The following is a 24,285-nucleotide window of genomic DNA, read 5'->3' on the forward strand; positions in this document are numbered from 1 at the left end:
TCTTCCCATCCCGAACAGAGAAGTTAAGCCCTGCAGCGCCGATGGTACTGGGGTTACACCCGGGAGAGTAGGTCGCCGCCACATTATTAAGACCCTCAGGAGATATCCTGGGGGTTTTGTGTTTTAGGGACCAGAGACCAGATGCGAGAGGCGAGAATCTAGAGCCAAGAATCAAGAATAAAGAAACAAGATTTTGATAGGTGGATGTCGAAAGGCGGATTTCGGAAATAGTTGTCACGTCCTGAATTTACTTGACACAATTTTAATTGTTCAACCCCTTTAGGGTTGGGATTCTATTTTAGATTTTAAACTTCCAACCCCGCATTTCATACGGGGCTAATCAAGGTTAAACCACTTCGTGGTTATATAACTTTTCTAAAGTGTGGACTTTACATTTTGTGTCCTTTTGCCAATGTTGTGGTTCAAGGAAAATCTACGCTCCATTTTTGATATGGTCTGCTTTCCCAAAAGATTCGGAGAAGGACAAATCAAAAAGAAACGTTATGTTTTTTAAGATTCAAGAAGCAAGAAAAAAGAAACAATATTTCTGAAATAAGGGAATCACTAAAATCGTGAAACAAATATCCATTAATATCCACCAATATCTCTTAGCAATATCCACCAACATCTCTCAGAAAGGATTTTTAAATACCCATCAGTGAATATCATTATGGAATTCAGATCTTAGGTATTACCATATCCTTCAAATTCATTTCCTTTTTTTAGAATTAAATTGCAGTTTTGCACAAACAATTTTATCCATGGCCATATTGCTTCAATCCCTTCGTTTAATAGATTCAGCATCAGTCCAAGCCCCAAAGGACTACATTTATACCGGTTCAGAAATTGTTTTAAAAAGTGATGCCTATAAGGGAAAGATTGAACAGGTTATTGATTGTTCAAAATATTTGGGGTCTAAAGGGTGGGTTGATTTAAGGTGTTTTTCAGGTGAACCAGGCGAAGAATACAAAGAATCCATGGAAAGCCTTGGAAAATTACTCGCATACAGTGGTTTTAGTAAAGCTGTGTTGATGCCCAATACCCATCCGGCTATTCAGACAAGAAATGAAGTCCAGTTTTTGAAATCCAAGTCCAAGTCTTGGATAAGCGACCTGGTTATTAATGCTGCCGCTACCAAGGATTGTAAGGGAGAGGATTTTACAGATATTCTTGATTTAAACCAAGAAGGAATTACCGTCTTTGGTGATGGACTGAATCCCATTTCGAATCCGGATAGATTGATGAAAATTCTCCAATATCTTCAAAAATTCAATGGCATTTTATTTGATCAAAGTTTCGAACCTCTTTTAGCATTGTATGGTCAGATGCATGAAGGGGAAGTATCCACAAAGATCGGGATGAAAGGTGTTCCCAATCTTGCAGAAGATGTGGCAGTTCAAAGAAACATTGAAATTCTCCGGTATGCAGGTGGAAGGCTTCATTTCCAAACGGTAAGCTCCAAAGCCGCAGTGGAAAAGATTAGGCAAGGGAAAAAGGATGGACTGAAAATTACAGCAGATGTGTCCCTATACCAGTTGTTGTTTTCAGATGAAGACTTGATGACTTTTGATACGAATCTAAAAGTTGTTCCTCCTTTTAGGGGAAGTGAGGATAGAAAAGCTTTGATTGAGGGATTGATGGACGGAACCATTGATGCGATTGTTTCCAATCATCAACCTCAGGATTTTGATGCCAAACATATGGAATTTGATCTTGCTCAATCAGGAATGATTGGTTTACAGACTTTCCTGCCAGCTATGGCGAAAATTGCCGATGAATTGGGATGGCCGCTCTTGATTTCTAAAATAACAGAAGGTCCTGAAAAGGTTTTAGGAGTTCAAAATGATGGTTTGGAACAAATGACTGTATTTGATCCAAAAGAAAATTGGGTATATGATAAAAAATCAAACCTTTCCCAATCTGCGAACCATCCATGGCTTAACCATGAGCTTCAGGGCAAAGTAAAATTTGTGATCAATAAAAGCCATTTTGTAAAGGTGCCATAAATGAAACAATATTTAAGCTATTTCTATAAAATCGGAATTCTTGCTGCAGCATTTTCATTGTTGACTTTTTACCTTTCCACTTTTTTAACGCAGGATCCTACCCTTATCAGTAAAGTTTTTAGTTTTATTATCACGCCAATATTTGTGGGAGCAGGTATATATTTTTATAGATTTAAATTAAATCAAAACCAATTGAGTTTTGCAGAAGGAATGACCATTGGGTTTGTTATTTATTTTCTTAATGCTATGCTCACTTTTTTTGGAATTTATTTGGGTTTGATCATCTCCAATGGATTATTTCAAAATATTAAAAATAATATGATGCAAGTCCTGGCGGACAAAAGAGAAGAAATAATCAATACTTTGGGTGATGCTTCGTATGAAAAGACTTATCAGGGAATGCTACAATTGTCGATTTTTGACATAGCCATTACTGACTTCATTTTTAAAATTGCATTTGGATTGTTCTTTACTATCATTATTTCTATTATTTTAAGGAAAACTAAACTCTAAAATTTATGGAAAATCAAAACACACCGATCAAAGCAGGACTGAATGCCGGACTTATTCTGGGAATTTTGTCAGTTGTCATCACTTTTATTGTTTATTTCGTAAGCCCATCGACCTTGGTTTCCGGAATATTTGGAATAGCCATGTTAGTGGTGTTTTTCGGACTGTTGATTTATTTCGGAATTCAATACCGCACCTCATTGGGTGGCTTTATGGAATTCGGTAAAGCCTTTCAATATTCCTTTATTGCTCTTTTGGTTGCTGGGATTATTTCGCAGATCGGTAATGCTTTGCTTTACAATTTAATTGATCCTGCATTACCAGGTGTCCTCGCAGAGCAAACTATCGAAAATACCATGGAAATGATGGAAAAATTTGGGGCAGCAGATTCCATTTCTTCCGAACAATTGGATAAAATGAGGCAAGATGCAGAAGCGAACTATACCTTTAGTGGCCAGTTAAAAGCACTGGGAATTGCATCCATCATCTATGCCATTATCGCATTGATTATTGGAGCAATCATCAAAAAAAGAGATAAATCGCTTGATTTTTAACCATTTAAAATGATCCAAATCTCTGTAGTTATACCTGTTTTTGATGAACAGGAATCATTATCTGAATTGCACAACTGGATTTCCAGGGTTATGGAGGAGTATGCATTTTCCTACGAGATCATTTTTATTAACGACGGAAGTAAAGATGGGTCTTGGAATATTATCCAAAAACTTTCTTCCATCAATCCTAATGTTAAAGGAATTAGTTTTATCAGAAATTATGGAAAATCGGCTGCTTTGGATATGGGTTTCAGCAGGGCCCAGGGCGAAGTGGTAATTACCATGGATGCAGATTTGCAGGACAGTCCAGATGAAATTCCCGATTTGTACGAAATGATCATCAAGGGAGGGTATGAAGTCGTTTCAGGTTGGAAGAAAAAAAGACATGATCCGATAAGCAAAACCATTCCCTCCAAATTTTTCAATTGGGTTACCAGAATCATTTCAGGTATTAAATTGCATGATTTTAACTGTGGCCTGAAAGCTTATAAAAACAAGGTGGTTAAAAATATCCATCTATATGGAGAAATGCATAGATATATTCCCCTGATTGCCAAATGGAATGGTTTTACGAATATAGGTGAAAAGGTGGTAGAGCACAGAGCCAGAAAATATGGTGTAACAAAATTTGGATGGGAAAGATTTCTGAACGGGTTTTTGGACCTTATTTCTGTTTCTTTTGTCAACAGGTACAAAAGAAGGCCAATGCATTTTTTTGGGTCTTTGGGTACTATATCATTTTTAACTGGTTTTTTTATTACCTGCTGGCTTATTTTTGAAAAAATCCATGGAATTTATATCGGAAAAGCTGTTAGAGATATCACTGCACAACCACTTTTTTTCTTGGCGTTGGTTGCCTTAATTGCCGGTATACAATTGTTTTTAACTGGTTTTTTGGCTGAAATGATGACCTCTAACAACAGTAGAAAGGCAGATTATAATATTGAGGATGAATTGAATTTTGACGATTAATGCTTTTTTCGGTAATCATACCGGTACATAACCGACCGATGGAAATTCAAGAACTCCTTGAGAGTTTGTCCATGCAAACCTATAAAAATTTTGAGGTAATCATCATTGAAGATGGGTCTTTGTTCACTTGCGAAGATGTATTATATGATTACAAATCCCTATTGGACTTAAGCTATCACATTGTGGAAAATATGGGACAAGGCTTTGCCAGAAATTATGGGATGAAACTGGCTAAAGGAGATTATTTTGTACTTTTTGATTCTGATTGTATTATACCACCACAATATTTGGAGCTGTTATCTAATGCTTTGTCATCAAGAGAGTTGGACGCCCACGGAGGTCCTGATGATGCTGGGCAGGATTATTCCATTTTTCAGAAAGCCATCAATTATAGCATGACCTCATTGTTGACCACGGGAGGAATAAGGGGGAAATTAAAAGATCCGGGTAAATATCAGGCTAGGGGCTATAATATGGGTTTATCTAAAAAGGCTTTTGAAAGAAGCGGTGGGTTTTTGGATCCCAATAGAGGGGAAGATATAGAATTAAGCATCAGGTTGAAAAAAATGGGTTTTAAACTAGAGCTTATAGAAGAAGCTTTTGTTTACCATAAAAGGAAAAATACCTGGAAAAGTTTTTTTAAGCAAAGTTTTTCATTCGGAGAAAACAGAATAAACGTGGGAAGGTTTCATCCAGGTGCTGTCAAGCTGGTCCATATACTTCCTTCCATCTTCCTGATGGGATGGATGTTTTCAATAACCTTATTCTTGTTCGGAAATAAGTTTTTCTTATCCGGAATTCTGATTTATTTAGTTTGGATGGTTTTGGTTTTCCTCGATGCAACCTTACAAAACAAATCAGTTAGGGTAGGTATTTTATCTGTTTTAACCTCGTTCAGCCAGTTAAGCCTTTATGGCGCAGGTTTGATCTCGGAGGCGATAAAGAAGATTTTCAAAGGGTGAATAAAACCAAAAACCCAAAATCCAAACTTCAAAGCTTCATGCTTTAAACTTTAAAAATCAAAATTCAAGCTTTAATTGGGATTTCCTTTTTCGCAATAAAAGATGATTTCATTTTCAGGTAAAGCATGCTGTCTGATTTTATCTGGGGAAAGGGTTTTGATGAATTCATTTTCATGGACTTTTAAGCCAGAACGATTGAGGCGTTGTGCATAATCCTTTCCATATTTTCTGACATGATCACGCTGATCAAACAGTTTTTCCCTTTCCTTTGGGTCTGTGACTGTCTTATCCTCTAAAGTATTTGGAATATCATAAACAGGGGATTGGATTATTCCCCAACCTGTTGGTTTAAGAACCCTGTTTATCTCCTTACAGGCCAAAATATCGTCGTCCACATGTTCGAGGACATGGTTGCAAAAAACCACATCAAAGGTATCGTCCCCGAAAGGTATATGGTGTACATCCATTTTAACTTTTGCCAAAGGGGATTCTATATCTGCAGTGATATAGTCCAGATTGGCCAGCCCTTGCATTTTGTCTATGAAACATAGTTCCGGGGCAATGTGAAGAACCTTTAATTTTGATTGAAAGAAATCAGTTTTTTCCTGAAGGAACAACCACATCAAGCGATGCCTTTCCAGTGCAAGGCAATTGGGGCACAAGGCATTTTCCCTTGCTTTTCTTCCATAAGGGAGGAATTTACGGAATGAATGACCACAAACGTTACAATTTACTTTATTTCCTTTATAAAATACAGCCAAAATCCGGAGAAAAAAATGAGAAACCAATTGAAGGTATTTTCTCGGAATGTATCTAATGACAAAGCTGATGATGGATTTCATGAAATTCCTAAAAGGGTAAGCTATGAAGACTTTAATAAATATTTGGGCAATTTACACATACAATGATAATTGTGAACAAAACCTGGGTTACACTTAATAAAATTTCACGTTAACTTGGGTTTACTTTTTTATTTTGCATCAGATTTAGGCAACCTGCCCGCCTTTTTTAAAGCTTCATGGATAATCCATTCAATCTGCCCGTTGGTACTGCGGAACTCATCAGCTGCCCATTTTTCTACAGCCTGCATCATTTTCTCGTCCAATCTAAGGGCAAAGGGTTTTTTAGCCGACATGGTTTCCTGATTTTAATTCCCTAAACTGATCAATGGCTTTTTGCATTTCATTGGGTTTCTGTGTGCCAATAAGGAATTTTTTATTTTTCAAGGTTACAATTAGCCCATGTTTTCCTCTGATATTATAGGCCCACATATCAAAATTGTAGCGGATTCCCCAACCGCCAAATTTGAGAAGAGAATTATATTCTATCAATTCAAGCTTCTCAATTTGGTCAAAGCTATAGTTTCTTGTCCCGATTATTGGGAAGAAGCTGAAGGATAAACCTTTGTTATCAATTCTGGTTTTGAGCTGAAGGTTTAGGAGTAAAGTGACAACAAATCCAACAACAAGGATTGGGAAGATAATTTCCCAGCCTAAAAGAGGTTGGGAATATAGGGCATAAATCATGACTCCAATAATTCCAATTATTAATACCCAGATCCAAGGCTGTGTAAAACGCTGTGTTTCTTTAAAAACATAATTTCCCATATTTGATTTGTTTTATTCCCTTGATTCAGATTTCCAATATTCAATTATTTCCTCTATTTCCTGGGGGTTTCGGATACTGAAGACATATTTTTTATTAGCTGATTCTGCCAAGAATATATGGTCAGTATAAAAAAGAAATGCCTTGGTTTTTTTTGACAACCTGAACCCTATTCCTCCATAGTCCAACAAACCATTAGATTTTTTTATCTCAGCGTGACAAATTTCTTCTACTGGGATTTTTTTCCAATTGTTTATGAATGGAGGGCTTTGATAGGAAATTCCATACCTATCTATCCTTAGAATAAGCTGCATGTTCATAATTAGGGTAAAAGAAAAAACCATAATTCCAGTGACTACCAATAGGACAATCCAACCGTCCTCACCAAGTTTTCCAGTTAAGTATAATACTGTCAACAGAATTAAAGTGGGTAGTTCCAGCATGATGATACCCCACATGATCATACTACCCCGTAGGGTTTGTCTTTCATTGACGACCATTGTTATTGATTAAGTGTTCCCACATTCAATACAGGGCTAGCCGACCTGTCTGAACAAAGTACTACCATCAGGTTGCTGACCATAGCTGCTTTTTTCTCTTCTTCAAAGTCAATGATGCCTTTCAGTTTTAAATCCTCCAAAGCCATTTCCACCATTCCAACTGCCCCATCTACAATTTTTCTCCTGGCAGCCACAATAGCTGTAGCCTGCTGTCTTTGCAGCATGGCAGAAGCGATTTCAGATGCATAGGCCAAATGGGAAATCCTCGCTTCAATGACTTTAATCCCTGCATGGTTTAGTCTTTCTTTGATTTCCTCTTCCAAAGAATGGTTGACCTCTTCCACTCCTGATCGCAAAGTGATTTCTGCATTTTCTGCTTCAAAGTCATCGTAAGGGTATTTGCCAGCCATTTTCCTCACTGCAGCATCGGTTTGAAGATGGACAAAGTTTTCATAATCCTCCACATCAAAAGTAGCCTTGAATGTGTCTTCCACCTGCCAGACTACAATAGTGCCTACCATTACCGGATTTCCAATTTTGTCATTCACTTTGAGCGGTTTGTTTTCAAAGTTTCTGACGCGTAAGGAAATCTTTTGTTTGGTCATGAAAGGATTGACCCAAAAGAAGCCGTTGTCCTTCACTGTGCCTTTGTAGGCACCAAATAGGATCAATACCATGGCTTTATTGGGCTGCAGGGTAAAGAATCCGGGAAGGATCATGACGAATAGTACAATCAGTACTATACCTAACCAGATAATCTGGTTTATCAAAGAAAAAACAATGGCAGGAATCAGGGCTATCGCCACCAATACCATCAAATAGCCAGATAGGGGTTTGGTTAATTTTTCCATATTGTTATGATATTAAAATGATATCATTGCAATATACTTAAATTTCTTTCAAAAGGTTGTGATTTTTTGAAAAAATAAAACCCCGCCCAAAAAAATGAGCGGGGATACTGAAATCCTTGAAGTTTTTCAAACCTCGAAGGTCTTAATATTTGGAAAACACGTTTTTTTGTTTCGGGAGAAAACCTTTGAGGTCTTTAAGACCTCAAAGGTTTTTTAAAGGTTAGGTCAACATCGCTCCATCTACCTGAAGCACTTGACCGGATATATATGAACTCATATCAGAACCTAAGAATACACAGGCATTGGCAACCTCTTCGGGTTGGCCGCCACGCTTCATCGGAATGGCATCTCTCCAGCCCTGAACGGTTTTCTCATCCAATACAGCAGTCATTTCCGTTTCAATGAAGCCAGGAGCGACGGCATTGCAACGGATATTTCTGGAACCCAATTCCAGGGCCACAGACTTGGTGAAGCCGATGATACCGGATTTTGAGGCGGCATAGTTGGCCTGTCCTGCATTGCCTTTGATACCTACTACTGAAGTAATGTTGATAATAGAACCTGCCTTAGCCTTCATCATAGTGCGGGTAGCTGCTTTTACGGTATTGAAGCATGATTTAAGGTTGACATTGATCACCTCATCCCAAGCTTCTTCGGTCATTCTCATCAACAGGTTGTCACGGGTAATACCGGCATTGTTGATCAGGATATCCAAAGAGCCAAATTCAGCCACCACAGCATTGACTAATTCCTCAGCCGCTTTGTAGTCAGAGGCGTCAGAGCGAAAGCCCTTGGCCTTGATGCCGAAAGCAGCCAATTCATCTTCCAAAGCCTGACCTTTTTCCACGCTGGAAAGGTAGGTGAATGCTACATTGGCGCCCTCTTGGGCATATCGGATAGCAATTGCTCTGCCGATTCCTTTAGATGCTCCGGTGATCAGAGCCGTTTTTCCGCTTAATAATCCCATATTGAATTTTTGGTTGGTACAAAACAAAGGTCAAAAATAAGGATTTTTTTAGAATGTTAGGATAGATTAGCAATTGCATCATATGAACTGTTATCCTGAGCTTTTTAAATTTGGTATTTACAGAGAAGGGAGTGATATCTTTTGGAATGTATTCCTTCACCTTTACAAGCTCTGTCTACCAATGACAGAAATGTACGTCACTCTGAGTGAAGCGAAGAGTCTCATTTATGCTTGGTAGATTCTTCGCTTCCCGCAATGCTGCGGGACAGGCAATTCCTCGCTCTGAATGACGGTACACCTGATGTCATCCTCTTTTCTGTACATTTTCCTAAATTTTAAAATCTCAGCATGACGAGTCAGATATTCTGTCATTGGTAGTGAAGCGAGAAGTCTATAACAAGTAAGGTTATAGAAAATATACAGAAAGACATTAAATTCAAGGATTCATTTCAATATATATGATAGCAATCGTTGATTATCAACCTGAACTAAAGCCCCATTTTGAGCGCATCAATAAAGCTTGGGTGCAGCAGTATTTTTCTTTGGAACCATTTGATATTGCTCAACTGGAGAATCCTCAAGCAAATATTCTCGACAAAGGCGGCCATATCATTTTTGCCAAAGAAAATGACACTATTTTGGGCACTGTAGCTCTTATTCCTTCCAAAGAGACCGATACCTTTGAAATGATCAAAATGGGGGTAGCTACAGAAGGACAGGGGAGAGGCCTTGGATTCCTGTTGGGAAAAGCCATTCTGGAGAAAGCCCAAACCATGGGAGCCAAAAAAGTAGTGCTTTATTCCAATACCAAATTGACACCCGCACTTCATTTGTACAAGAAATTGGGCTTTAAGGAAGTAGATATGGGATGCAGTCAATATAGACGTTGTAATGTCAAAATGGAAATCAGCTTATGAAATCGAGCATGGCCAAAACGTCACACATGAAAAAGATTATCTCCATGCCAGATTCTATGTTACCCAAATAAATAATTCAAAATAACATGAAAAAGATAAAAATCAGAAAAGGAACCCTCAAAGAGGTGGCGGATCTTTCCAAAAAAGTGACTGAATTCTTCCAGCCTTTTTCTGAGAAAACCTATGAGGACAGGCTGAAAGACACCATTCATCTGATCCTCGTTGCTGAGGTTGATGGAAAGCCTGTTGGTTTTAAAGTGGGCTATCAGAGGGATTCGCCTGAATTGTTTTATTCTTGGATGGGTGGGGTGTTGGATAGCTATAGGAGAATGGGTATTGCGACTAAATTGGCTGATGAACAGGAACGTTGGGCCAAGAATCATGGTTATCTAAAGGTATATTTCAAAACAAGAAACCGCTTCACTAAAATGGTCCACTTTGGCCTGAACAGAGGATTTAAAATTGTAGATTTGATTAAAAAAGGAGGGATTGATGATTATCGGATTGTGATGGAGAAGCTTTTGTGATGTTATCAAAATTTCTTTGTTAGTAAGAAGTGCATTGTTCCATAAGGGGGTTCGGAAAGATGTTTTTTGATATTTGATCCGCCTATGCGGACAAAATATTGATAGATATTATTCCAGACTCTGGAAAATTATTCTTTTAGTAAAGTTGGGTATTGGATTGACTGTTGAGTAAAATATGTAGAAATGGCAGAAAATTTCGTAAAGGAAATACAGGTCAAAAATATGGTTTGTCCCCGCTGTATTCTGGCAGTGGAGCAATCACTTCATCAATTGGGGATTCCTTTTGATAAGGTGGTACTGGGAAAAATATTTCTAGCTGGGGCGGTTGATGAAAGTAAGCATTCCCAATTGGAGCAAGAGCTCTATCGATTGGGATTTGAAATCCTGAAAAGCAAAGAAGTTCAAAGAATAGAGGAAATCAAACATTTACTCAATGGTCTTATACAAAAAGAAGATATTCCAGAAGGTCTCAATCTGATGGATCTGATCAAGCAGCATATTCCTGAAGATTATTCCCAGATCAGCCATTTGTTTAGCAGCACAGAGGGAATTACCCTAGAGCGATATTTTATCCAATTGAAGCTAGACAAGGTCAAAGAATGGCTGTTTTATGAAGAGATGCAGTTGAGTGAAATGGCCTGGAAGTTGGGCTACAGTTCTGTGCAGCACCTTTCCGCACAATTTAAGAAGTTCACAGGCATGACTCCTTCGGAATATAGGAAAATGAAGAAGGTTAGTGGTGAGGGCTGGAGATAAAATAATCTCGCAGTGTGTGAAATGTTGCCCGGAGAGTTTAAAATTAGGTTTTTGCAGAAAGGGAATGTCCACTATTGAAGCCTCATCCTGAGTATTCAATAATTTGAGAAAATTGTGAAGAAAAGGAAATGACATCTTGTTTTCCACGTCATTCTGAGACGGAGCCTGCGGAGTCGAAGAATCTCCTAAACTATGAGGGATTCTTCGCTTCCCGCAATTCTGCGGGACAGGCAGTCCCTCGCTACCATTGACAGATAGGAGGAGCCGTCACTCTGACGAAGGAAGAGTCTCCCATTTTAGTGGAGATACTTCACTGCGTTACTATTGACAGAAACAAGAGCCACGTCACCCTGAACGTAGTGAAGGGTCTCTTTCATCGAAGATTAAGGGATCTTTCGCCTTCGTACCTCAGGCTCAAGATGACGTAGGAAGTCATATCCTTTCTGTAAATGCCAAATTTTAAAATCTCAGAATGACGCGTAATTTTGTCATTACCCTTACTATACATTTTCCTAAATGTTAAAATCTCAGAATGACGGTTACTGAAGTCTGTCATTTGTTCAAATAATAAGTCTTGCTCTCTAAAAAACAGCAAAGCGTCGATTCTCATCGACGCCTAAAAATATGCAAGGTTATTAAAAAATGTTCGTTTGCTGTACGATGTCAAAAGTAGAAATAAAGGTTTGCCAAATAGGAAATAAAACATTAAGGATGTTTTAAGTTAAAATCAATAAAATAGAGAGATGTTAATATTGGGGTAATTTACTGATCTGTAAGTCCCTGAATTCTGACTTATAAATCCTTATTTTTAAAAAAAATTGTATTATTCCGATTAACGTTTAGAGATTTTGTTTAAGCTTATCTCTCTTTGCATGTTTGATTTGAACCTATCCAAGTTTTGTGAAGATTTTGCTTTATGTTTAGTAATTCTTCCTTGTACGCGTTTCCTCCACATTTTGAATGAACTTTCTTTCATCTCCCTTCGCATCAGGATAATGATCTCTTGCTCAGATAGTCCAAACTGAGTGGTAATGGCATCAAAAGGTGTTCTGTCTTCCCAAGCCATTTCTATAATTCTATCTATAGCCTCAGGTGTGAGATTTTCCTGTTTTTTCATATTTCTTAAACTTTAGCTTTGCTCCTTTGTTTTTCAATCGATGCAAAAAGTGAATGTTGTTTGGTTGAAAAGGGATTTAAGGTTAAAAGATCATCAAGCCCTTTCTGAGGCCCTTAGACATAGTCTTCCAATTATTCCTGTCTTTTGTTTTGAGCCTTCTTTGGTGCAGGCAAAACAAAGTGACGATAGACATTGGCGATTTGTTTGGCAGAGTTTGGTAGATATGAACCAGGAGTTGCAACGATGGGATGCCAAAGTTCATATCTTTTATCAAGAAGTTCTGCCTGTTTTTCAATATTTATCAGCACATTATCAGGTTCAACAAGTTTTCTCCCATTTGGAAACAGGTATTAAGATAACCTATGAAAGAGATAAAACTATGGCTGATTTTTTTGCATCTCGAGCTATAGTTTGGAAAGAATTTAAGCAACAGGGTGTTCTTCGAGGAAGAAAGGATAGGGAAAACTGGTCCAAGGACTGGAATACCTTTATGTCAGAGCCAATGCAGGACCCTGAATTATCCAAAGGGAAGTTTTTAACCCTTTCTAACACATTTATGCAAAGTATTGAGCAGAAGGAAATTCCTGAAAAATGGAAAACTGTTCAACCGAATATGCAAAAAGGAGGCGAGAGTATAGGGAAAAAATATATGGATTCTTTCTTTTCTGATCGGGTAAAAAATTATAACAGACATATCAGCAAGCCCGAACTCAGCCGAAAAGGATGCAGCCGTTTATCTTCCTATTTGGCTTGGGGTAACCTTTCCATGAGACAGGTATATCAAATAGCTGAAAAAAAGAAAAAAGAAAAATTTCAAGTACGCAACCTTACCAATTTCCAGTCACGTCTGCGCTGGCATTGCCATTTTATCCAAAAATTTGAGATGGAGTGCCGAATGGAATTCAGAAATGTCAACAGGGGTTTTGATGAGATGGAAAAACCACTGGATGAAATGAAGGTCAAAGCTTGGAAAGAGGGGAGAACAGGCTATCCTTTGATAGATGCCTGTATGCGATGCCTTAAGGAAACCGGTTATCTGAATTTTCGGATGCGTGCCATGTTGGTTTCTTTTCTTACCCATCATCTATGGCAGGATTGGCGTACTGGAGTGGACCATTTGGCAAGGTTGTTTTTGGATTTTGAACCCGGCATCCATTATCCCCAGTTTCAGATGCAGGCCGGGGTAACCGGGATCAATACCGTGCGCATCTATAATCCGGTCAAACAGTCCCAGGACCATGATCCTGAAGGAGTTTTTATTAAAAAATGGTTGCACGAATTAAAAAAAGTTCCTTCCTCATTGATTCATGAACCTTGGAAATTGACTGGCATTGAGCAGGAATTATTTCAGGTCAAAATAGGAGTTGATTATCCAGCTCCCATAGTGGAACTTGAATTAGCAGCGCGTTTTGCCAGAGAAAAGATCTGGCAGGCCCAAAAATTGCCTTCGGTTCAAAAAGATGCAGAAAGAATTCTCAATAAGCACACGGTTCCGAATCGCTGGCCCTGATTTTTGAAAAGCTGGAAAATTTTAGGAAGTCGGAAACCGGATTGCGGAAGTTACAGAGGAAAGCCATTAAGTTAAGGGATTAAAGAATTTCATTAAGAAGAAAGACCTTAAAAATAATAAGCAGTTCAACTGCTGTAAAAGGCTTATCCTTGTCACTCGGAGATTTTAAAATTTAGCATTTATAGCATGGAAATGACATCTCGGGCCGTTATCCTGAACCTCCTCCTGCCTGTTCTTCAGACAGGCAGGAGGAGGTGAATGCCTGCCCCGCAGCATTGCGGGGGATCTCTAAAATTAGCAGGGATGCTTCGCTCGTTCCACACTACCAATGACAGAAATGTATGTCACTCTGAGTGAAACGAAGAGTCTCATTTATGCTTGGGAGATTCTTCGCTTCCCGCAATGCTGCAGGACAGGCAGTACATCGCTCTGAATGATGGTACACCTGATGTCATCCTCTTTTCTGTACGTTTTACTACATGTTAAAATCTCAACATGACGCATAAAAAAGAGCTGAAATAGATTGATTTTGGATTTTGTGATTCCAAGACCAATCAACTCAATGCACTATTTTCCAAATCAAACAATCCCCTAATTCTCTACCGTTTCACTTGGCTCATCCAATTACCCCAGGCCAGTCCTAGTCTACAGGTAAGCAGACCAATTAACGAGGCAATACCCAATCCTTTGATCAGATCCCAACCTTGACTGATATAATTGGGATGGAAAATATAGCGATATGGGGAGTCAGGATTAGCGAAATAGGGAAGGGAATACCTTCCAAAAAACCAGCCTCTTCCATATTCTGACATCTGTAATTCTGCAAAGTACCATTGTGCAGGCACAAAGCTAATCACAAATCCTAGTGACAGGGCCGCTGCCAGTATCCATTTATTCCTACTTTTCCATTTCGAAATGATCAGATCGATCACCATTGCTGGGACAATCAGAATAAATGGGAAATGGAAAGGTTGGAACCTTGTAATGTAATTGTAGACTGGACTCAACTTTGGTTCTGCCGGGAAAAGAGGCAAAACCCAGACCATACCAGCCATCAATAAGGTATAAACGATGGCCATTTTGGTAGCTCCCCATTTGTAGGGGGATGCATAGGCCACAGAAACCATCAAAATAGGAAGAGAAGCCATGGCTACCTGATAGGTCAACACATGGTGATGTCTGCTAAGAAAGAAATATTCTGCAAAGAAAGTGTAACCCATCACCAACAAAAAACCGGAGCTCATGGCATACAGCCAATGCAAATGGGTTTTGGCTTTGTCCTGCAGCTTATTTCCCAACCGATTCTGAACTGCAATGACGGAAATCAGTGCACCAAATTGTATCACAATCATGCCCAATCCAAGCACTGCATGAGGGGGAGAAAGAATTTTTACATCCAAACCATATGTATTATGCCACCAGTCATCAAAAGGTGCTGAAGTCAGCATGGCAAAGGCGCCCCAAATACAGAACATTGCACCTAATGAACCGTGGAAGATACCCCAAAACTTGATAGTTTGTTGTTTTTCTTCCAGGCTTCCCCAAAAACTGGTTTTGAGAACTTTGATACCTGAAAAGATACCTGATACGATGGCTCCTAGGTAAATGGCTAAATGAGGTGGCGAAAAAAGACCATCTCTTCCTACACTCATGTGCCAGGAAATATCCCATTGGAGGCCTATTGCGATGCAAAAAGAAGAAAAAACTGAAGCATAAATAAAGCTGGGTATTACCCGCGTAGCTACGGTAGTTTCTGACCGTATTGCTTCTTCAAGGGTTAAGGTACTGAAATTCGTTTTCATAAATATTTTTATTCTACTTCGACATCAAAAGCTCCATTAACTATTTCTCCGTCAATTTTTACTTGAATCCAAATTCTATAATTTCCTTTTTCTGGGAAAGCATAAGGAAAGCTTACCATGCTGTGTTCTTCATGCTCTGGATTTTCCCAATTATTATGGACCATGTCTCCCATGAGAAGACTGTCTCTTTCGTTATCGGGCAAGTGATCCAAGAATGCAACCACTTGATCAATACTGTCCTGAAAGCTTAAACTTTGGGGAATATCTATAAACCCAATTTTTCCGGATTTAAACCTTTCCAAAAGCATTTGTTGCGAACCCATGGAGTAATTTCCGGTGGGATGCAAATGGATATATACAGTTCCATCATGCTTCAGCACTACTGCATGTCCCATCATGCCCAAATAAGGCTCAAGGCTAGCCGGTTCACCCTCAGGGTCAAAAAGTGCAAAATCTAAATTATACAATTTCCCCGCCTCGAATTTCCCGGTTTCTGTTTCCCAAACAGCTGAATATCCTCCTGGTAGCTCTGTTTTTATACCAGGTTTTCCACAAATCATAATATCTCCATCCAATGTGACCAATTTATCGGAGACAGGATTGGAAAAGGTGTAGGAATCATCTCTTCCTAAGATAACCGGTTCATGGGAAACAAGGCTGAAATTACCGGATTCCGGAATGGTCAGTTCAGAAACAATGGTCTCTGCAAATCCGGTATAACGTGTGATATCGGCAAAAACATGGTAATCCCCTGAAGGAAGTGGAGGCAATTTGACCCTGAAATTCAAAGTATCCAAGCGCTCAGGATGCAAATGGGCAAATACATCCAGGTCTCCTTTTCGCATCAAAAAGAGGTGCATGAGCTTGCCATGGTCCGGTACGATAAAACTGATTCTTCGGGTCACCCTTCCCTGTGTGGATTTGAGCGGATCCACTGTAAGTTGAAGGTAATTTCCATCAGGATTACTCTCAATAGTAGAAGTTCCACTGAGGGGTTCAAACATGTAATTCCTGTATTGGTTGGATTCAGCATCCCACCAGGATTTACCTCCCCAAAGGATCAGTAGCATCACAATGGTTCCGACTACTATACCAATTTGCTTTCTTTTTTGGCTTTTCGCTGTTCTTTCCATACCAGGTTCCCGTATGGAATCACTCATGGCAGAGGCAACTATGGTAACCATCAATACCACCAAAAGTACGGCCAAAAAGGCCAATACTATCCCAAGCTCCAAAGGCATTTCCTTTTGTGCAGTGGGTACTGCCATGACAGGGATGACAGCTTCAAAGGTTTCATCTCCCAGTTTCATCATCAATTGTACGCTGGAAGTTCCAGACTCCATAAACCAAAGCTCACCTTCGTATTTTCCCAATTCTCCTTCCACAGGAAAAAGAGGGTCGGCTTTGGGAGTACCTTTAAGTCCTGCTGACCAATAAACCGGTCTTGCTTTTAGGTTTACTTCTTCTGGGTTTTCAGGAATTATAACTGTAACCTTGGCTGTTCCTGGTACCACATCCGGAGGATTGATATTCGCCAAGATCCTGTAAGGGCCTAATAATCCCTCAAAAACAACCCCAGGGCTTCCCACATGGCTGCTAAATAGGATAAAGAAAAGTATAGGGAATAGTGTTTTTCTGATCATGATCTGGCTTTAATCTGATTGCCTTTTTTGTTAACTTACAGACTGGGCAATTTAATAAAAAATGGGCAAAATTCTTTTTCGCCCAATTTTCTATCAACAGAGATTCATCCGAATGCCTAATCGCATAAGTCTGATTGAAATAGAAATTTAAATCATTTACATTTATTCCTTAAAGCTTTTTTACTAATATCAATCAATATCCCAATATCAACAATATCTTACTAGTAATTAACAAAAGGTTTTATTCTATGCCTGTATTTATCTAATATCAATCCCTTTCTCCAGGTTTATATTGGATTCTAGCATTTCTCCTAACATCTTCCATGTAATAATGCACCTCCTTGAACTCTCCAGAAGCATATCGCTCTGCCTGATCAACAAAATGAGGAGAAAAAGGATTGCCACTTTGGCCTCCAGCCAATAAACTTTTAGCTTTTACTTTATCGCCGAACTCTACCACAGCCACAAAGCTGTTTCCAACATTTCCATACCATCTTTTGGTATTGGGATAAGCTCTACTGCCATAGGCTGCCAAGGAACCCCAAAGGGAAGAATTGTATCCTATAGGAAGGCTTGGCAGTTCGTCAAAGAATTTCCCCTGAATTTCATTGGTAACCCTTTGGAAGCGGTTGATCTCTCCCCAAGGGGTATTCCAGGTTCCGAAATCTTCTGTAAGTCTGATAATGGCTTTTTCAAATGCTTCTAATTTCATGGCATCTGTGGTTTCCTTGGAAAGGAAATCAAAAATGTAGGTATCCCAAGGCCTGTCCAATTCCCTGGCATCAGCCATCAACTGCCCTCCCCAGAATACCGCCAAACTGGTTCCCACTGAATTCACACCCGTTTTGAGATCCCAGCTGCTTAACATTTTCATAGGTTCCTTTAACCTTTCCTTTTTTGGGTCCGTGGCAGCTAAGGCAATGTAGGCTTTTTGCAGCGCAGGTATCATAGGTTCAAATGCCATCAAGGTAGGTTCATATGCGCTTTCAATCAAAGATTCCAAGGTAAATTCTTTTTGATCTTTCAAAACCCTCACGGCATTGAGCCCTCTTGCATTTTCCAAATCCCAGGCCATATAAGGAGGGTAGTTTTCTTTTTTTGGACTAAAGGGACCAGCTGCAGTAAAGGGACTGGAATTACAGTTTTGTATCCATCCGTTTTCTGGATTTTCAATGTAGATCATTTCTTCCACTTCGTGGAGGCCTTGCCAGTCAGTGGCCGGATTGCTTCCATCTACGACATTCCTCCAATCAAATTTCGGATCCCTTTTTGGAATAAAATTCCCATGGTAGTACGCAATATTGCCCTCCCTGTCGGCATAAACTGTATTGTTGGAAGAATTGGTCTTCAGATCCATTGTAGCCTTGAACTCCTGATGGTTTTTGGTTTTGGTCCTGCTGTAAGATTGGGTCAAGGCTTTGATCCTCTCTATCATCAGGGAAATTGCCACCCATTTTCCATCCTCTTCCCTGATGACAGGGCCATGGTGGCTGTAATAGGCAGTGATTTGCCTTTCTAACAATTCATTACCCTCTTTATATTTCAGGTTAATAGTCTTCTCTTTCAATGGCCTCCATTCATTGCCAAATTTATAATGATACTTTCCGTTGATTGATTCAACTGTAAGGGCAAAGTGGTCTATGGCATCTGCCCGACTTGAGGTATGCATCCAGCCATTGTATTCATTGAATCCCTGATAAATAAAAAACTGTCCCCAAGTAACGGCACCATAAGCATTTAGGCCTTCTTGGCTGACCATATGGACTTCAGGCCTGAAATAGAAAGAAGTGTGGGGATTGATCAATAATAGAGGATTTCCTGATTTGCTCAGTTTCGGAGCAATTGCAAAACCATTGGAACCTCTGGGTTCTTCTGTCCAATCCCTTTCCTGAAGCCTAAGGTTGGCCTGGAATTCTTTATCGTAAAAAGTTTTCAGCTGGTTGACCGAGATGGTTTCAATATCTCCTCCTATACTTCCTTCGCTGAAAGTCAGGGCCATCCAAGGTTCAAATTTGGAAATCAGTTTGGGTTTAATTTCTGGGTGGGTATAGAGAAAATAGTTGATGCCATCTGCCCAGGCGTCCATGAGTTCTTTTAGCCATTGCGGGGAATTTTCATATTCCTTTTTGACCACTTCTTCATCAATGTACAACTTCATCCTGAAATCTGCATAGAGGTGGGAAATTCCTTCCACCTCTGCCATCCTTCCCAGAGCATTAATAAAATTCACTTCTACCCGATTAAAATCATCCTCGCATTGGGCGTAAATCATGCCAAAGACCGCATCGGAATCTGTTTTACCATAAATGTGGGGTATGCCCCATTGGTCTCTGAAAATTTCAGTATTGGAAGCCCTCTTTTGCCAGCGGTCAAGGTCATTTTGGGCTTGGGAAATACAGGCAAACAGGAATAGAGTCCAATAGAAGAAAAACCTCTTTATCATATTTGGGAAGATTAAATTGGTTACTAAAATAGCAATTATGGGAAAGGGGACAACCAGATTTTATGCAAGGCTAGTAAATTCCATTTTTTTTGAAAACCTGATGGATAAAAAGCATATGGAAGGGCAAGGCTTCTGTCCAATATTCCCAGGTATGGGCCCCTGGTCTTTCTGTGTATTCATGTGGAGTTCCATTTTCCAATAAAAGTTGATGGATTTGTCTGTTGGTATTGATCAAAAAGTCATCTACCCCACAATCTATAAGTAAGAATATTCCATTTTCCTTCATCCTGTCAACCAATCCCACAACAGTAAAAGGTGAAAAAGGGGCTTCTCTGTTAAATGTCCCAATGGAAGCTTCTAATCTTTGATTCACGGAATTGGCATAACTTTCTTCCACTTTCCATAAACCTACATCAATATTCATTACCCCGCTCATGCTACCAGCGGCAGTAAACAGTTCCGGATGCTTGGCACTGAGCATCAAGGCCCCATGACCTCCCATTGACAATCCTGCTATAGCCCTTCCTTCACGCATTTTGAGTGTTTTGTACTTCTGATCTATAAAGGGAATAAGTTCTTGTATCATGTAGGTTTCATATCTCACGGAGTCTTGATTAGGACTGTCCCAATAGTAAGATAATGGACCAACACTTGGCGTAACTATAATGATCCCATATTGATTGGATAGGTTTATCAGTAAATTATCCTCTGTAGTTTTAAGGTGCCAATCAGAGAATTTTCCCGCTCCTCCATGCAATAAATAAACAGTTGGATATGCAGATTCCCTATGTTCATAACCTTGGGGTTTTACTACAGCTGCCTTTAGAGATTTTTTCAAGGCTTGGCTATAAATATCTACAGTGTCTACTTGAGCAAATAAGGTTCCAGTGAGACAAGCAAGGATTACAAACAGGAATAAATTTTTCATAATTTGGGATAGGTGATTTTATTTTTTTGAAATTAAGGATAAATGAAAGGAATAGGTAAATCAAAAAAAAGGGTAGGAAACCGTTTTTCCTACCCTTCCATAAAATCAATGGAATTTTTTCAGTTTTTCTTGCTCAGCCACTGTGGAATAACCATCACTCAATCTGGCGGCATAGTCATCCAGTAGCTCCATTACTCTTTCCTGTTTATTTGACCTCACTATTATCCCCGCATGGTAGTCCAAAGGAACACGGAAATAAACTTCAGGATCATCAAATGAAGACAGATCAGGTTGTTGGAACTTGGATAGCGTCAGTACAATCCCTGCATAACCTTTTTTGACTTTAGGTAATTTGTAATCCTTTCCTTTGGATATAGCATCTTCAATTTTGGCCCATTCTGACCATAAATTGATGTCTGTGGCCCCTTCCACCATTTCAGCCAAATGGGCTCCACCAACCCTTGAAGAAGTCTCCAGAAAGTAGATTTTTCCATCTTCCCTGCCTTTTATAAACTCAGTATGGGCAGCCCCATTTTTAAGACCAAATGCCTTCATCACTTTTTTATTGGCCTCCTTTATGGCCGCATCATCATCAGATCCATAAGTGACATTGGCACTTCTAAATATCCCTCCTCCCTGAGAGATTTCCATGGGAGTAGCCAAATAGCGGGAAACTGTGCAGAAAAGTAGTTTTCCTTCCAGAATTAAGCTGTCTGCATGATATACATCACCGGGTTTGAATTGTTCGACAAGATACCTTACCCTATTATCTCCCAATTCATGGATATTGTTCCAAAGACTTTCCTTGTCATTGACTTTGATGATACCATGAGATGAAGCCTCTGACCTTGGTTTTAAGACCCAGGGCGCCTGTACAGTATCCGCAAATTGATTGATATCCTCGTCATTGAAAAGGGAAGTGAAAGGGGGGACTAATACTCCGGATTCATGTGCCCTCATCCTCATGGCCAGTTTATCCCTGAAATACCTTCCTGTGGTCTGTCCCATTCCTGGAATTCGAAGATTCTCTCTTAGAAAAGTGGCTTTTTCCACATCATAATCATCCAATGCCACAATGGCATCGATTTTCGTCCCTTTCATGATTCCTGCAACTCCCATTAATAACTTTTCAAGATCCCAATCTAGATCCTGCCCGGGCATGTAAAAAATTTCATCAATATATTCGTGAGGCCAATTGCTTTCCCTTAATTTTTCAGAGGTCACAAGAAATACTGTATTTCCAACTTTTTTAAGGGAAGTTAAAAAAGCTCCACCTTTAAAATAGTTGGAAATACATAAAAAGGTTTTATGCTGCTTTATCATATACTTAGTGGTTTTCAAGTAATTTAATCAATAAATGCACACCAAAAGCAGTTGCGTGCTTGGTTTTGGCAAATTCAGAATCCCCAAAGGCAGTTCCTGCTATATCAATATGGGCCCAAGAATCATGACTCTCCGTGAAATACTCTAAAAATTTTGCTGCGGTGATGGCTCCCGCAATGGGTTTTCCATGGTAATTTTTAATATCTGCTATATCACTGTCCATTTCAGTCTTGTACACATCCCACATTGGCAGTGGCCACACCCTTTCTCCAATACTTTCTCCACTTTCCTGTAATTTTTTTGATAATTCCTCATTTTTGGTGAATAGGGCAGCACATTCATACCCAAAAGTTCCCACTGCACTTCCCGTCAAAGTGGCGAAATCTATTACGGTATCGGGAGAATAATTTTTTATCAGATAATTTAAACCATCTGCCAGGATCAATCTTCCTTCTGCATCTGTATCAATAACTTCAATGGTTTTACCACTGTAACTTCCTATTACATCCGAAGGAAGGAAAGATTTACTGTCCACTGAATTTTCAACACAGGGAACAACTGAGGTGACATTGACATTAAGTTTCAGATCCCCAATAAGCTGCATGGCTCCCAAAACTGCGGCTGCTCCACCCATATCACATTTCATTTGTACCATTCCCTGGGTTTTGATATTCAGGCCCCCTGTATCAAAGGTTACGCCTTTGCCTACCAATCCCAGATGTTTAGTAGCAGACTTGGAACGATATTCCATGATGATGAACCGTGGCTCTTTATCACTGCCCTGACCTACAGCTAAAAATGCTTTGAGATTTTCTTTTTCAGCTTTTTTCTTATCGAATACCCTAGTTTCAAACCCATATTTTCTACCCGCTTTTTGAGCCCATTCAGCCAAAAATTCCGGGGTTATTTTATTGGGGGGCAAATCCACCATGTGGAAAGTCTCTATTTGTGCATCAGCAATTTTCCTTGCTTTTTCGGTTACTTTTTCAGCATCATTTAACCCTGATTTAATGAAAAGGCTGATCTTTGTCCAATCTTTGGGGGCAGCTTCAGTGTTTTTATAATGACCTAACCTATAAGTCCCCAAAACCAGACCGGATACCGCAGCCTCAAGGATGTTTTTATCCATTTCATCTGTCAGATAAAGCAATACCTGGTCTTTAAACAAATCCCCCTGCTTGGCGGTCAATCTTCTAAAAGCTGTTTTGACGGATTTATATTCCGGGTTTTTTCCAAGTCCAATAAACAGGAAAATATTTCCGCTCTCCTTTTCTTCAATTATAAACTGGGAGTCTTTCTTTCCACTGAAAAGGCTATTGGATACTGAAATATGAAGAAATTCTTCTCTTGACTGGGTGCCATTTTCATTTTCAAAAAATGGAAGAAGGATTAAACCTTTGAAATCGTTAACAGTATTGCCTTTTGTGATTTTCATATAGATTCGGTTTTACGGAATTAAATCCTTCAAGCAATTAAATAAAAATCCAACAAAATATTGGGGCTTACTAATTTTAATTATTTGTGAAACTCAAAAAATCCTCCACATGTAAAATGGTAAAAAAATGTAAATTGATTTATTGCTCGAATACCATAATCCTACTGTCATATAGTGTCAGTTTTCCACTATTCTGACATTCTGGCTCTGTTTCATATACCATTGTATGGGAAGTAGACCCTGTTTCATTTCTAAAAATCTGCCATTTTTCAGATCCCTGATTTGGTAAATAATTTCCTGACAGGATACAGTTGACCAAGTACCTTTTATTTGCTTCCGGATTCATTGTTATCGGCCTGCCGGTAATGTTTCTTCCTTCCAGGCTTCCTGAACAAAGGAATTCACTGAGTTCCCCATTCTGGAAGCTAAGTTGGAATTCATAATTTCCGTTGATCCTGCTCGAAGATTCAAATTCATCTATCAGCAAAAGATCTGTAAATACCTCTGTTCTTCTATTTGGATTGAGAAGGCTTCTTACCTGTTTGAAGTCCCTTCTGCCTTCTACTTTAATGTCCCTTACTTTATAATTTTCGTATTCCAAGCGTGTGGTGGACTCAAGGGAATTGGTATTTAAATATTCAATATGGATTTTCCCAGATCTTAGTAAGGAGGCACTGTTGCTACATTCTCTCAAACTATCAAATTCGAGGGTCACCTTTCTCATTTCCTCATTGATGCTTATCACGGGGCAGCCCGGGATGTCTAAAGTATCAGCAGTTTTGTAGTTGTCCAATGTCCGAAAAGCAAAAAAATAAGCTTCTTCAAGTGTGAATGAAATATTGAAAATTTCCTTTCCTTCAACCTGTAAATCTGTTGAAATATTTTTATCAATGTCCAGAGAACAGGAACTGAAAATAAAAATCACCAAAATGGGAAAAAGGAATTTCTGAATCATAA

Annotated in this window: 23 protein-coding genes and 1 rRNA gene; 10 read left to right on the plus strand and 14 right to left on the minus strand. The window is 39.2% G+C overall.

Annotation, left to right across the window (positions count from 1 at the left end):
• The 6 genes from rrf to ACFSKV_RS14180 form a co-directional block, all read left to right on the plus strand.
• A 5S ribosomal RNA gene (gene rrf / locus ACFSKV_RS14155) occupies positions 1 to 84 on the plus strand; the annotation flags it as partial.
• 677 nt (positions 85 to 761) lie between these two features.
• Positions 762 to 2,006, plus strand: coding sequence for a dihydroorotase (locus tag ACFSKV_RS14160; protein WP_380804039.1), 1,245 nt, complete (start codon positions 762 to 764; stop codon positions 2,004 to 2,006).
• The gene (locus ACFSKV_RS14165; RefSeq protein WP_380804041.1) at positions 2,007 to 2,519 is read left to right on the plus strand and encodes a DUF4199 domain-containing protein; all 513 of its coding nucleotides are present in this window, start codon (positions 2,007 to 2,009) and stop codon (positions 2,517 to 2,519) included. It abuts the gene before it with no gap.
• Between the two features lie 5 nt (positions 2,520 to 2,524).
• Positions 2,525 to 3,070, plus strand: a complete 546-nt coding sequence (locus ACFSKV_RS14170; protein ID WP_380804044.1) for a DUF4199 domain-containing protein — start codon at positions 2,525 to 2,527, stop codon at positions 3,068 to 3,070.
• 9 nt (positions 3,071 to 3,079) lie between these two features.
• Positions 3,080 to 4,042: a glycosyltransferase family 2 protein gene (locus ACFSKV_RS14175; protein WP_380804046.1), complete on the plus strand. Its 963-nt coding sequence runs from the start codon at positions 3,080 to 3,082 to the stop codon at positions 4,040 to 4,042.
• Positions 4,042 to 5,004 (plus strand): glycosyltransferase, encoded by a 963-nt coding sequence (locus tag ACFSKV_RS14180; protein ID WP_380804049.1) that lies wholly within the window; start codon positions 4,042 to 4,044, stop codon positions 5,002 to 5,004. The genes ACFSKV_RS14175 and ACFSKV_RS14180 overlap by 1 nt, the downstream gene beginning before the upstream one ends.
• Before the next feature lie 71 nt (positions 5,005 to 5,075).
• Here ACFSKV_RS14180 and ACFSKV_RS14185 read toward each other — a convergent pair whose 3' ends face one another.
• From ACFSKV_RS14185 to fabG, 6 genes are all read right to left on the minus strand, one after another.
• Positions 5,076 to 5,846, minus strand: a complete 771-nt coding sequence (locus ACFSKV_RS14185; protein WP_380804051.1) for a class I SAM-dependent methyltransferase — start codon at positions 5,844 to 5,846, stop codon at positions 5,076 to 5,078.
• A gap of 128 nt (positions 5,847 to 5,974) precedes the next feature.
• A complete protein-coding gene (locus tag ACFSKV_RS14190; protein WP_380804054.1) occupies positions 5,975 to 6,139 on the minus strand; it encodes a type II toxin-antitoxin system antitoxin in 165 nt (54 codons plus the stop codon).
• Positions 6,129 to 6,611, minus strand: a complete 483-nt coding sequence (locus ACFSKV_RS14195; protein ID WP_380804057.1) for a hypothetical protein — start codon at positions 6,609 to 6,611, stop codon at positions 6,129 to 6,131. The genes ACFSKV_RS14190 and ACFSKV_RS14195 overlap by 11 nt, the downstream gene beginning before the upstream one ends.
• 12 nt (positions 6,612 to 6,623) lie before the next feature.
• Complete coding sequence (locus tag ACFSKV_RS14200) at positions 6,624 to 7,109, minus strand: hypothetical protein (RefSeq protein ID WP_380804060.1); 486 nt, start codon at positions 7,107 to 7,109, stop codon at positions 6,624 to 6,626.
• A gap of 2 nt (positions 7,110 to 7,111) precedes the next feature.
• Positions 7,112 to 7,960 carry an SPFH domain-containing protein gene (locus ACFSKV_RS14205; RefSeq protein ID WP_380804062.1) on the minus strand — a complete coding sequence of 283 codons (849 nt, stop codon included), beginning with the start codon at positions 7,958 to 7,960 and terminating at the stop codon, positions 7,112 to 7,114.
• A 220-nt stretch (positions 7,961 to 8,180) separates the two neighbouring features.
• Positions 8,181 to 8,927: a 3-oxoacyl-[acyl-carrier-protein] reductase gene (gene fabG / locus ACFSKV_RS14210; protein WP_380804064.1), complete on the minus strand. Its 747-nt coding sequence runs from the start codon at positions 8,925 to 8,927 to the stop codon at positions 8,181 to 8,183.
• Positions 8,928 to 9,385: 458 nt separating this feature from the next.
• Here fabG and ACFSKV_RS14215 point away from each other — a divergent pair, with 458 nt between their 5' ends.
• From ACFSKV_RS14215 to ACFSKV_RS14225, 3 genes are all read left to right on the plus strand, one after another.
• Complete coding sequence (locus tag ACFSKV_RS14215) at positions 9,386 to 9,844, plus strand: GNAT family N-acetyltransferase (RefSeq protein WP_380804068.1); 459 nt, start codon at positions 9,386 to 9,388, stop codon at positions 9,842 to 9,844.
• Between the two features lie 86 nt (positions 9,845 to 9,930).
• Complete coding sequence (locus ACFSKV_RS14220) at positions 9,931 to 10,371, plus strand: GNAT family N-acetyltransferase (protein ID WP_380804071.1); 441 nt, start codon at positions 9,931 to 9,933, stop codon at positions 10,369 to 10,371.
• Between the two features lie 183 nt (positions 10,372 to 10,554).
• Positions 10,555 to 11,127, plus strand: coding sequence for a helix-turn-helix domain-containing protein (locus ACFSKV_RS14225; protein WP_380804074.1), 573 nt, complete (start codon positions 10,555 to 10,557; stop codon positions 11,125 to 11,127).
• 832 nt (positions 11,128 to 11,959) lie between these two features.
• Here the strand turns inward: ACFSKV_RS14225 and ACFSKV_RS14230 are convergent.
• The gene (locus tag ACFSKV_RS14230; RefSeq protein ID WP_380804077.1) at positions 11,960 to 12,244 is read right to left on the minus strand and encodes a TIGR03643 family protein; all 285 of its coding nucleotides are present in this window, start codon (positions 12,242 to 12,244) and stop codon (positions 11,960 to 11,962) included.
• Between the two features lie 40 nt (positions 12,245 to 12,284).
• On the opposite strand from ACFSKV_RS14230, the gene ACFSKV_RS14235 reads away from it, so the two are divergent.
• Entirely contained in the window at positions 12,285 to 13,754 is a 1,470-nt protein-coding gene (locus tag ACFSKV_RS14235) for a cryptochrome/deoxyribodipyrimidine photo-lyase family protein (RefSeq protein WP_380804080.1), read from the plus strand.
• Positions 13,755 to 14,353: 599 nt separating this feature from the next.
• Here the strand turns inward: ACFSKV_RS14235 and ACFSKV_RS14240 are convergent.
• From ACFSKV_RS14240 to ACFSKV_RS14270, 7 genes are all read right to left on the minus strand, one after another.
• Positions 14,354 to 15,556 (minus strand): hypothetical protein, encoded by a 1,203-nt coding sequence (locus ACFSKV_RS14240; protein WP_380804082.1) that lies wholly within the window; start codon positions 15,554 to 15,556, stop codon positions 14,354 to 14,356.
• Positions 15,557 to 15,564: 8 nt separating this feature from the next.
• The gene (locus ACFSKV_RS14245) at positions 15,565 to 17,199 is read right to left on the minus strand and encodes a hypothetical protein (protein WP_380804085.1); all 1,635 of its coding nucleotides are present in this window, start codon (positions 17,197 to 17,199) and stop codon (positions 15,565 to 15,567) included.
• 268 nt (positions 17,200 to 17,467) lie between these two features.
• Positions 17,468 to 19,642, minus strand: coding sequence for an acylase (locus tag ACFSKV_RS14250; RefSeq protein ID WP_380804088.1), 2,175 nt, complete (start codon positions 19,640 to 19,642; stop codon positions 17,468 to 17,470).
• A gap of 70 nt (positions 19,643 to 19,712) precedes the next feature.
• Positions 19,713 to 20,570, minus strand: a complete 858-nt coding sequence (locus tag ACFSKV_RS14255; protein WP_380804091.1) for an alpha/beta hydrolase — start codon at positions 20,568 to 20,570, stop codon at positions 19,713 to 19,715.
• A 105-nt stretch (positions 20,571 to 20,675) separates the two neighbouring features.
• On the minus strand, positions 20,676 to 21,893 hold the full coding sequence (locus ACFSKV_RS14260) for an ATP-grasp domain-containing protein (RefSeq protein WP_380804094.1): 1,218 nt from the start codon (positions 21,891 to 21,893) through the stop codon (positions 20,676 to 20,678).
• A 4-nt stretch (positions 21,894 to 21,897) separates the two neighbouring features.
• A complete protein-coding gene (locus ACFSKV_RS14265) occupies positions 21,898 to 23,328 on the minus strand; it encodes a leucyl aminopeptidase family protein (protein ID WP_380804097.1) in 1,431 nt (476 codons plus the stop codon).
• A 139-nt stretch (positions 23,329 to 23,467) separates the two neighbouring features.
• The gene (locus ACFSKV_RS14270) at positions 23,468 to 24,283 is read right to left on the minus strand and encodes a hypothetical protein (RefSeq protein WP_380804099.1); all 816 of its coding nucleotides are present in this window, start codon (positions 24,281 to 24,283) and stop codon (positions 23,468 to 23,470) included.
• Between the last annotated feature and the right edge of the window lie 2 nt (positions 24,284 to 24,285).

Origin of the sequence: Shivajiella indica, assembly GCF_042683085.1 — a bacterium.
Lineage (GTDB): Bacteria > Bacteroidota > Bacteroidia > Cytophagales > Cyclobacteriaceae > Shivajiella > Shivajiella indica.

Bases quoted from the DNA above. Each gene is read 5' to 3' on its own strand.
- ACFSKV_RS14235 (WP_380804080.1), top strand. From the start codon at position 12,285: ATGCAAAAAGTGAATGTTGTTTGGTTGAAAAGGGATTTAAGGTTAAAA.
- ACFSKV_RS14215 (WP_380804068.1), top strand. From the start codon at position 9,386: ATGATAGCAATCGTTGATTATCAACCTGAACTAAAGCCCCATTTTGAG.
- ACFSKV_RS14270 (WP_380804099.1), bottom strand. From the start codon at position 24,283: ATGATTCAGAAATTCCTTTTTCCCATTTTGGTGATTTTTATTTTCAGT.
- ACFSKV_RS14230 (WP_380804077.1), bottom strand. From the start codon at position 12,244: ATGAAAAAACAGGAAAATCTCACACCTGAGGCTATAGATAGAATTATA.
- ACFSKV_RS14160 (WP_380804039.1), top strand. From the start codon at position 762: ATGGCCATATTGCTTCAATCCCTTCGTTTAATAGATTCAGCATCAGTC.
- ACFSKV_RS14245 (WP_380804085.1), bottom strand. From the start codon at position 17,199: ATGATCAGAAAAACACTATTCCCTATACTTTTCTTTATCCTATTTAGC.
- ACFSKV_RS14250 (WP_380804088.1), bottom strand. From the start codon at position 19,642: ATGATAAAGAGGTTTTTCTTCTATTGGACTCTATTCCTGTTTGCCTGT.
- ACFSKV_RS14175 (WP_380804046.1), top strand. From the start codon at position 3,080: ATGATCCAAATCTCTGTAGTTATACCTGTTTTTGATGAACAGGAATCA.
- ACFSKV_RS14195 (WP_380804057.1), bottom strand. From the start codon at position 6,611: ATGGGAAATTATGTTTTTAAAGAAACACAGCGTTTTACACAGCCTTGG.
- ACFSKV_RS14225 (WP_380804074.1), top strand. From the start codon at position 10,555: ATGGCAGAAAATTTCGTAAAGGAAATACAGGTCAAAAATATGGTTTGT.
- ACFSKV_RS14190 (WP_380804054.1), bottom strand. From the start codon at position 6,139: ATGTCGGCTAAAAAACCCTTTGCCCTTAGATTGGACGAGAAAATGATG.
- fabG (WP_380804064.1), bottom strand. From the start codon at position 8,927: ATGGGATTATTAAGCGGAAAAACGGCTCTGATCACCGGAGCATCTAAA.
- ACFSKV_RS14185 (WP_380804051.1), bottom strand. From the start codon at position 5,846: ATGAAATCCATCATCAGCTTTGTCATTAGATACATTCCGAGAAAATAC.
- ACFSKV_RS14165 (WP_380804041.1), top strand. From the start codon at position 2,007: ATGAAACAATATTTAAGCTATTTCTATAAAATCGGAATTCTTGCTGCA.
- ACFSKV_RS14265 (WP_380804097.1), bottom strand. From the start codon at position 23,328: ATGAAAATCACAAAAGGCAATACTGTTAACGATTTCAAAGGTTTAATC.
- ACFSKV_RS14170 (WP_380804044.1), top strand. From the start codon at position 2,525: ATGGAAAATCAAAACACACCGATCAAAGCAGGACTGAATGCCGGACTT.
- ACFSKV_RS14200 (WP_380804060.1), bottom strand. From the start codon at position 7,109: ATGGTCGTCAATGAAAGACAAACCCTACGGGGTAGTATGATCATGTGG.
- ACFSKV_RS14180 (WP_380804049.1), top strand. From the start codon at position 4,042: ATGCTTTTTTCGGTAATCATACCGGTACATAACCGACCGATGGAAATT.
- ACFSKV_RS14255 (WP_380804091.1), bottom strand. From the start codon at position 20,570: ATGAAAAATTTATTCCTGTTTGTAATCCTTGCTTGTCTCACTGGAACC.
- ACFSKV_RS14205 (WP_380804062.1), bottom strand. From the start codon at position 7,960: ATGGAAAAATTAACCAAACCCCTATCTGGCTATTTGATGGTATTGGTG.
- ACFSKV_RS14220 (WP_380804071.1), top strand. From the start codon at position 9,931: ATGAAAAAGATAAAAATCAGAAAAGGAACCCTCAAAGAGGTGGCGGAT.
- ACFSKV_RS14240 (WP_380804082.1), bottom strand. From the start codon at position 15,556: ATGAAAACGAATTTCAGTACCTTAACCCTTGAAGAAGCAATACGGTCA.
- ACFSKV_RS14260 (WP_380804094.1), bottom strand. From the start codon at position 21,893: ATGATAAAGCAGCATAAAACCTTTTTATGTATTTCCAACTATTTTAAA.